The organism is Delftia sp. ZNC0008, from assembly GCF_000799035.1.
In the GTDB taxonomy this organism is placed as follows: Bacteria; Pseudomonadota; Gammaproteobacteria; order Burkholderiales; family Burkholderiaceae_C; genus Comamonas; species Comamonas tsuruhatensis.
This window is the reverse complement of sequence record NZ_JTKZ01000930.1, coordinates 1-7,800: the sequence shown is the minus strand read 5'-3', so window position 1 is coordinate 7,800 and position 7,800 is coordinate 1. Positions and strand designations below refer to the sequence as shown.

Sequence of the window (7,800 nt, the reverse complement as noted above, 5' to 3'; positions counted from 1 at the left end):
TGGCCTTCACGTCATCCACCACCGGCGTATGCACCGTCACTCCGACAGGCGCGCTGACCTTCGTGAGCGCGGGCACCTGCACCATTGCAGCCGACCAGGCCGGCGATGCCGCCATCAGCGCCGCACCCCAGGTCACGCAGAGCTTTGCCGTGAACGCCATCGCGCCTGATATCCCCGTCATCGGCACCGTCACTGCCGCAGACGCCCAGGCCACGGTGAACTTCACAGCCTCCGTGGGCAGCGGCGGTGCACCCATCTCCGGCTACACCGTGACCGCCACGCCAGTGGCGGCACCCGGTGCACCCGCCGTGACAACGCAGACGGGCACGGCATCGCCCATCGTCGTGACGGGTCTGACAAATGGATTTGTCTACAACTTCACCGTCAAGGCCACCAACGGCGCACAGACCAGCGCGGACTCCGCAGCGGTACAAGCCACGCCGCGAAAGCTGGAGCTGATGGGCGCACCAGGCAGCGTGCCCGGCATGTCCGGCACGCCAACAGCGACGCTGTCCGGCGGCGGTGCCACCTGCACGCTGCAGGCCACCGGCGGCTTCGGCCCTGCAGCGTCCACACCGCCAGGCCTGCAGGCGCCCAACGGCCAATTCGCCTTCACGGCCGAGCAGTGCACGGGCGCCGTGACGATGACCCTGGTCTACCCCAGCCCGCTGCCCGTGGGCGTGCAGTTCCGCAAGCCCGACGGAGCAGGAGGCTGGTTCGACCCCACAAATGCGGCCACCTCGCTGAACGTGGTCCTGAACGCTGCCCGCACCACGGTCAGCTACACCATCACCGACAACGGTCTGGGCGATACCAACCCGGCCACGGGCACCGTCAGCGATCCGTTCGTTCCCGTGGTGGCTGCAGTGGCACCCGGCGGCGCGCAGGCCATTCCCTCGCTGGGTGGATGGGCGCTCGCAATGCTGTCCGGGCTGCTGGGAGGCCTGGCTCTGCGCAGCAGGAAGGTGTTCACGGCACGGCGTTGACGCGCAAGCTGCCCTGGCTGTTTGGCAGCTTGGCAGGCCCTGGTTCGCAAGAGCCAGGGCCTTTTGCATGAAGAGCGCAGGCCGCCTTCGGCGCAGGTGCGGCGACGGCCGTTCGCAGAGCCCGTATCGCCTGGGAATGCGGCAAGACGCCATCCCTGTGAGCCATGCCTGCTGCCCAAGGCTTTTCTTAACCGCGCCCAGCGCATTCGGCCCGCCACACCGCCAGGGCCGACAGCGCAGCGCTGGCTCCCGCCAGCAGGATGGACGGCGTGTAGCCACCCCAGATATCGAACAGCCAGCCCGCCAGGCTGCCCCCGGCCATGGCCGAGATACCGACCGCCACATACAGCGCACCCAAAATGGCGCCCAGGTTCCGCGTGCCGAACCAAGTGGCGGCCACGGCGGGATACAGCGCGATGCACCCGCCGTTGGCCGCGCCGAACACCAGCGCGAAACCGGCCAGTGCCACGGAGCCTCGCGCCATGGCCCACAGCCCGCACAGCACTGCCAGGGACACGGTGAGCACCAACAGAAAGCGCAGCGCCCCCATCCTGTCGCCCAGCCGGCCCAGCGCAAGGCGCCCCAGCACATTGCCCACGCCGATCAGCCCGATCAGCCCATTGGCCTGAGCGACAGACAACCCCTGCTGGCGTGCCAGCGGGTTGATGTGGATCAGCGCCAGGAACAGGCCGATGGAGCCCAGAAAGATGGCCGCGAAATACCACCAGAAACGGGCCTGCCGCGCCGCCTGGGCCAGGTCCATGCCCTGGGCGGACTGCCCGGCGGCAGGGTCACCCGAAGGCGGCACGCCGTCGGGATGCAGCCCCAGCTCCTCAGGCCGGCCGCGCAGGACCGCCGCCGCCGCCAGGCCAGTCAGTGCGATGGCTGCGGCATATACCTGCATGGTCAGTTGCCAGGACAGGTGCTCCATGAGTGCGCCCGCCACCACGGGGCCGAGCAGCGTGCCCAGCCCGGTGCCCGCCAGCGCGATGCCGGAGGCAGAACTGCGCCACAGCACGAACCAGCGCGCAATGGTGGAGACGGCGGGCACATACACCAGGCCCACGCCCAGGCCGACCAGAATGCAGAAGGCGCCCAGGAACAGCACCAGCGATGAGGACAGCAGGCTGCTGGCCACAAAGCCCAGCGCCAGCAACACGATGCCGGCCGAGGTGACGGTGCGTACCGACGTCCTGTCGCTCCAGGCCCCCGAGAACACGCCCACGCCGTAGTAGATCAGGGCAGTCAGGGAAAAGATGGAGGCCGTGGAAAAACTGCTGGCGCCAAACTGGGTCTGGATGCTGGCAAAAAACGCCCCGAACGAATAGGCCGCGCCAAAGATCAGCGCCAGCAGCACATGGACGGCGCCCACGATGTACCAGCCCCGGAAAAGTCTGCCTCGCCTCATTTGCATCTCCTTGGTATGGGATGACTTTAGTTGTCTATACATGCTTAGACATTAGGTATCAACCCCAGGAATACAGGGCAAAGAGCGAAATTGCAAGGACGGCGCACCTGCAAGGCCGGCAGCATTCCATAGCCGGTGTATGGGAGACAAGGCGTTGTTCAGAGGGACGGCCGCAAGGGTGCATGGGCTGGGGCGAGGCGGGTCACCAAACCATCGCCTGTGGCAATCCATGCCTCCTTGCGCCCAGCCGCTGCACATCTATGATCGCCACGAAGAATCGTTTTCTTCCTGCATCCGTTCACGGGCTGCACTCTCTCCATGCGCAGATCTTCTCGCCGACAGCTTCCCTCGCCCGCACGGTACCGGGCACCGTGCCCGGCGTTTTGCAGCGCTTGGCTTTCTGGAGCCTCATTGCAATCTTGGCGTGCGCCCTAGGCACTCTTTCCGTGGCTCATCCGGCTGCCACAGCTCTCACAGTCACTGCATTGGTCAGTTGCGGAGCATGGTCGAACAACCGCGAGAAAACCAGACTGCAGGCGCTTGCCGCCACCCGCAACGGCGAGTCGATCTGCGGCTTTGCCCGTTCCTTTGATTTGCGCAGCACAGATCCTTTGGTAGTCCGCGCTGTGTATGCACCGCTTCAGTCTGAAGCGGCAACGCAGGCCACCGTATTTCACTGACGACAGCGCCTTGCTCAAAGCACGGCACAGACCGCTGCAGCGCCCTCAGGAGATCACATTCCGAATGAACCGCGTTACGCCTTCGTGCAGGTTCACGTAGGCGTAGTCCTGGGCGCTGCCGTAGATGGCGTAGTCGCCCGCTTCAATCGTCATGGGGCCTTCGCTCAGGTCCACCAGCAGGCGGCCTTCGACCACGACGATCATCTCGTGCCAGCCTTCCGGGTCGGGTTCGGCCTGGTAGCGTTCGCCGGGGCCCAGGGACCAGGACCACAGCTGGGCCTCGCGCGTGGCGGGCACGCTGCCCAACAGCATGGCCTGGCTTTCGGGCCGGGTGCCGCGCCAGGCCATGGCGTCCATGCGCAGGCGCTGCGCGGCCGGGTCGCTGACGATTTCTATGAAGCTGGCGCCCAGCGCGTCGGCCAGCCGGTCCAGGCTGGAGAGGCTGATGTTGGTGTCGCCGCCTTCCAGCTGCACGACCATGCGCCGGCTCAGGCCTGCGGCCTCGGCCAGGGCCGCCTGGCTCAATCCTGCACGCTGGCGCAGGCGGCGCAGGTTTTCGCTGACGAAAGCCAGGACATCGGAGCGCTCGCCAGCGCTGTGCAATATATTTCTCATATGATCTGCGCAATATGTTGCACACGTCATCTTCTCACAGTTCCCGCACGCCGCTGCTCAGCCGGCAGGAGCTGGCCCTGATCGCCGTCACCATGGTCTGGGGCGGCACCTTTCTCGTGGTTCATCTGGCCATGCAGCACAGCGGGCCGCTGTTCTTTGTGGGCCTGCGCTTCGTCACGGCGGGTCTGATCGGGCTGCTGGTGTTCCGCAAGGTCATGGCCGGGCTCACGCGCACCGAGCTGGTCGCAGGCACGGCCATCGGCGCCAGCATCTTTCTGGGCTATGGCCTGCAGACCTTCGGGCTGCAGACCATCAGCAGCAGCAAGTCGGCGTTTCTGACCGCCTTGTATGTGCCCATCGTGCCCCTGCTGCAATGGCTGGTGATGGGCAAGCCGCCGCGATTGATGAGCTGGATAGGCATCGGCCTGGCCTTCACGGGCCTGATGCTGGTGGCGGGGCCCGAGTCCGGGGGAATGGAGTTGAACGTGGGCGAGATGGCGACCATGCTGAGCACGCTGGCGATTGCGGCCGAGGTGCTCCTGATCGGGCATTTTGCGGGCAAGGTCGATGCGCGGCGCGTGACCACGGTGCAGTTGCTGGCGGCCGGCACCATGGCGCTGCTGGCCATGCCCGTGGCTGGCGAGTCGGTGCCGGATTTCTCGTGGATCTGGCTGACGGCCGCCGTGGCCATGGCCTGCGCCAGCATCCTGATCCAGCTGACCATGAACTGGGCCCAGAAGTCCCTGTCGCCCACGCGTGCGACCGTGATCTATGCCAGCGAGCCGGTCTGGGCCGGCATCGTGGGACGCATGGCCGGCGACCGGCTGCCGGGGCTGGCCATCCTGGGGGCAGTGCTGATCGTGGGCGGGGTGCTGGTCAGCGAGCTGAAATGGAGCCGGCGCAAGGCTGGAGCATCCACGGCTTGAGAGGGACGGGGGCGACATCCGTGGTGCTGTCCCGGTGCTGCCTTGATGCGGCCTTGATGGCGTTGTGCGCAAACACAATCCGACCTTGAGGCAGCCGTCCCTAGAGTCAAGGCCTCACAACAAATGGCTTCCCGATGAAGCCGCGCCGCCATGAGACCTGTCGCCATCCTCCAGCACGAATCCACCCAGGGCCCCGGCGTTCTGCGTGAACACCTGGAGCAGCAGTGCATTCCCTACCGAATGTTGCAGCCCGCCCTCGATGGAAGAGCCCCTGTGCATGCCGCCGACTACAGCGGCATCGTGGTGCTGGGCAGCAACCATTGCGTCAACGAGGGCCTGCCCTGGATGGAGGATGAACAGTCCCTGCTGGCCGACGCGCTGCGGCATGACGTTCCCGTGCTCGGCCACTGCTTCGGCGCGCAGATGCTGGCGCGCGCCATGGGCGCCAGGGTCTGGCGCAACCCCTGCCCCAACATTGGCTGGAGCCGCATCTGGGTGACGGCCGCCGCCCAGCAGCTCATGGACCTGCCGCGCGAGGCCACGATCTTCCATTGGCACTACGACACCTTCGAGATCCCGCGCGGCGCCGTGCGCACCATGTACGGCAGCCATTGCCTGAACAAGGGCTTTCGCCACGGCCGGCACTGGGCATTCCAGGGCCACATGGAAGTGACCGCCGCCAGCGTGGCTGCCTGGTGCGCCGAAGGCCATGACGAGCTGCTGCGCGCACGCGGCCCCGCGGCGCAGACCGAGAGCGAGATCCTGCGCCACCTGGACCTGCGCATTCCCGTGCTGCATGCCCTGGCCCACCGCACCTACCGTGCCTGGACGTCACAGCTGCAGCGGCCCGTGGTCGTGCCCCTGAGCGCGGCCAGCCGGTAAACCTTCCAGGCCAGGCAATCCCTGGTGAATACCCTGGGTGCGCTTGACGCAGCTTTTGCGTGCAGGGAAACTTTCGATACGAAATAGAAAACTTTCGAATCGAAAGAATCCATGCAGGAACAAGGCAACAGTTCACTCAAGCGCAGGCTGCAGATCGTGGAGCTGGCGCGCAAGACCGACGAGGTGCGGGTGGAGGCGCTGAGCGTGCTCTTCGGCGTCTCCACCGTCACCATCCGCAACGACCTGCACTACCTGGAGCAGCAGGGCTATGTGGTGCGCGCCTTCGGCAAGGCGCGCTACAACCCGGCCCTGCTCAAGACGGCGGCCGAGCTGCCTGGCGCCCACGCCGCCGCACAAGGCCCGGCACAGGCCCAGGTGGCCCAGGGCGCCCTGGGCTGGATTGAAGACGATGCGTCCGTCTTTCTTGGCGGTGGCCGCATCACCCACCGCGTGCTGCCGCTGCTGGCCAGCCGCCAGGGCATTGCGCTGACGCTGCACGACCTGTCCATGGTGGCGACGGCCCGGCAGTTTCTCGATTGCGCCATCCACGTCACGGGCGGTTCGCTGGCCGGCGACGAGCCCTGCCTCATCGGCCCCGGCGCTGAAACGGGCCTGCGCGGCCGGCCGCTGGACATCTGCCTATTCGAGATCTGCGGCATCGACGAGCGCAACCGCCTGCTGTGCCGCGACCCGGGCGCCGCGCGGCTCTACGCGGCAGCCGTGGAGCACAGCGCCAAGGCCGTGGCGCTGGCACTGGATCTGGACAGCACCTCGGGCGGACACCCGGTCTGCGACATCGCTCAACTCGACGGCCTGTGCGCGCACCAGGACATGGAGCCCGGCGCCTTCGATCTGCTGGCACGCCACCGGTTGCAGGCCACCCACAAGGCCGAGGGCCGCATCGAGTTCGCCAGAAGCTGAGTTTTTCCACAACGACAGAGGGAGGGAGACCGCCATGGACCGCAACACGTTTCTCCGGCGCATGCTGGCCGGCGCATTCACATTCGGCCTGCCGGCCAGCCCGGCGCTTGCACAGCCGGGCCCCGGCCCCGCGCGCACCATCGGTGTGTCCCTGCTCACGCAGCAGCACCCGTTCTACCTGGAGCTGGCCCAGGCCATGCAGCAGGAAGCCGCGCGGCAGGGGCTGAAGCTGGACCTGAGCATTGCCAACCAGGACCTGGGCAAGCAGATCTCCGATGTGGAGGACTTCGTCAGCAAGAAGGTCGATGCCATCATCCTGTCGCCCGTGGATTCACGCGGCGTCAAGGCCGCCGTGCTCAAGGCCGCCGCCGCCCGCATACCCGTGATCACCGTGGACATTGCGGCCAGCGGGGTGGAAGTGGCCTCGCACGTAGCCACCGACAACCGCGCCGGCGGCGTGCTCGCCGGCCAGCTCATGGTCCGAGCCACGGGTGGCAAGGGCCAGATCGGGGTGCTGCACTACCCGTCCATACAGTCCGTGGTCGATCGCGTGGAGGGCTTCAAGTCGGCCATCGCGGCCTTCCCCGGCATGAAGATCGTCTCGGTACAACCCGGCATCACACGCGCCGAGGCCCTGTCCGCATCGCAGAACATGCTGCAGGCCCACCCCGACCTGGCAGGCATCTTCGGTTTTGGCGACGATGCGGCCCTGGCCGCGCTGGCCAGCGTCAAGGCCGCCAGAAAGCTGGAGCAGGTGAAGATCGTGGGCTTTGACGGCATGGCCGAGGCCCGCGCAGCCGTGGACCGCGAACGGGCCTTCGTGGGCGTGATCCGCCAGTACCCCGACCAGCTGGGACTGCAATCCGTGGCCCTTGCCGCGCAATTGCTGTCGGGCAAGCCGGTGGAAAAACTCCACCCCGTGCTGCCCGGCGTGTACACGGCTGCCGCCAGGTAAATGAACCTGCGGAGCCCGCCATGCCAGGCCCCACTGCACACAGCCACCCAGGCCGTGCCATGCTCGCCGCCGTTGCGCCGCCCCCCATGCTCGAAGCCCGGGCGCTGGCCAAATCCTTCGGCGCCGTGCAGGCGCTCAAAAGCGTTTCCTTCCGCCTGCGCGCAGGCACGGTGCACACGCTGCTGGGCGAGAACGGGGCCGGCAAATCCACCCTGCTCAAGATCCTGGCCGGCGTACACCGGCCCGATGGCGGACAGCTGCTGGTGGCCAGCGCCCAGGCCCGGCTCGGCAGCCCCGGCGATGCGCAGCGCCACGGCATCGCCATCGTTCACCAGGAGCTGAGCCTGGCGCCCAACCTCAGCGTGGCGGACAACCTGTTTGCCGCGCGGCTCCCGCAGCGGGCCGGCTGCGTGGACCGCCGCGCACT

Annotated in this window: 9 protein-coding genes; 7 read left to right on the top strand and 2 right to left on the bottom strand. The window is 67.1% G+C overall.

All coding sequences use genetic code 11. The features are described from left to right. A partial coding sequence (locus L995_RS30005) for a fibronectin type III domain-containing protein (protein ID WP_082001663.1) occupies window positions 1–986 on the top strand: 986 nt, incomplete at its 5' end. A gap of 187 nt (window positions 987–1,173) precedes the next feature. On the opposite strand, the gene L995_RS30000 is transcribed toward L995_RS30005, so the two are convergent. Next, window positions 1,174–2,394: an MFS transporter gene (locus tag L995_RS30000; protein WP_047475098.1), complete on the bottom strand. Its 1,221-nt coding sequence runs from the start codon at window positions 2,392–2,394 to the stop codon at window positions 1,174–1,176. Between the two features lie 260 nt (window positions 2,395–2,654). On the opposite strand from L995_RS30000, the gene L995_RS32600 reads away from it, so the two are divergent. Then, window positions 2,655–3,074, top strand: coding sequence for a hypothetical protein (locus tag L995_RS32600; protein ID WP_082001662.1), 420 nt, complete (start codon window positions 2,655–2,657; stop codon window positions 3,072–3,074). Between the two features lie 45 nt (window positions 3,075–3,119). On the opposite strand, the gene L995_RS29995 is transcribed toward L995_RS32600, so the two are convergent. Continuing rightward, a complete protein-coding gene (locus L995_RS29995; RefSeq protein ID WP_026062195.1) occupies window positions 3,120–3,689 on the bottom strand; it encodes a helix-turn-helix domain-containing protein in 570 nt (189 codons plus the stop codon). 14 nt (window positions 3,690–3,703) lie between these two features. Here L995_RS29995 and L995_RS29990 point away from each other — a divergent pair, with 14 nt between their 5' ends. The 5 genes from L995_RS29990 to L995_RS29970 all read left to right on the top strand — a co-directional run. Beyond that, window positions 3,704–4,615: a DMT family transporter gene (locus L995_RS29990; protein ID WP_017404677.1), complete on the top strand. Its 912-nt coding sequence runs from the start codon at window positions 3,704–3,706 to the stop codon at window positions 4,613–4,615. 150 nt (window positions 4,616–4,765) lie between these two features. Beyond that, on the top strand, window positions 4,766–5,497 hold the full coding sequence (locus tag L995_RS29985) for a type 1 glutamine amidotransferase (RefSeq protein ID WP_016448076.1): 732 nt from the start codon (window positions 4,766–4,768) through the stop codon (window positions 5,495–5,497). 111 nt (window positions 5,498–5,608) lie between these two features. Further along, the gene (locus tag L995_RS29980) at window positions 5,609–6,418 is read left to right on the top strand and encodes a DeoR family transcriptional regulator (RefSeq protein ID WP_047475096.1); all 810 of its coding nucleotides are present in this window, start codon (window positions 5,609–5,611) and stop codon (window positions 6,416–6,418) included. A gap of 34 nt (window positions 6,419–6,452) precedes the next feature. After that, window positions 6,453–7,373 carry a substrate-binding domain-containing protein gene (locus tag L995_RS29975; RefSeq protein WP_047475094.1) on the top strand — a complete coding sequence of 307 codons (921 nt, stop codon included), beginning with the start codon at window positions 6,453–6,455 and terminating at the stop codon, window positions 7,371–7,373. A 20-nt stretch (window positions 7,374–7,393) separates the two neighbouring features. After that, a partial coding sequence (locus tag L995_RS29970) for an ATP-binding cassette domain-containing protein (protein WP_156136159.1) occupies window positions 7,394–7,800 on the top strand: 407 nt, incomplete at its 3' end.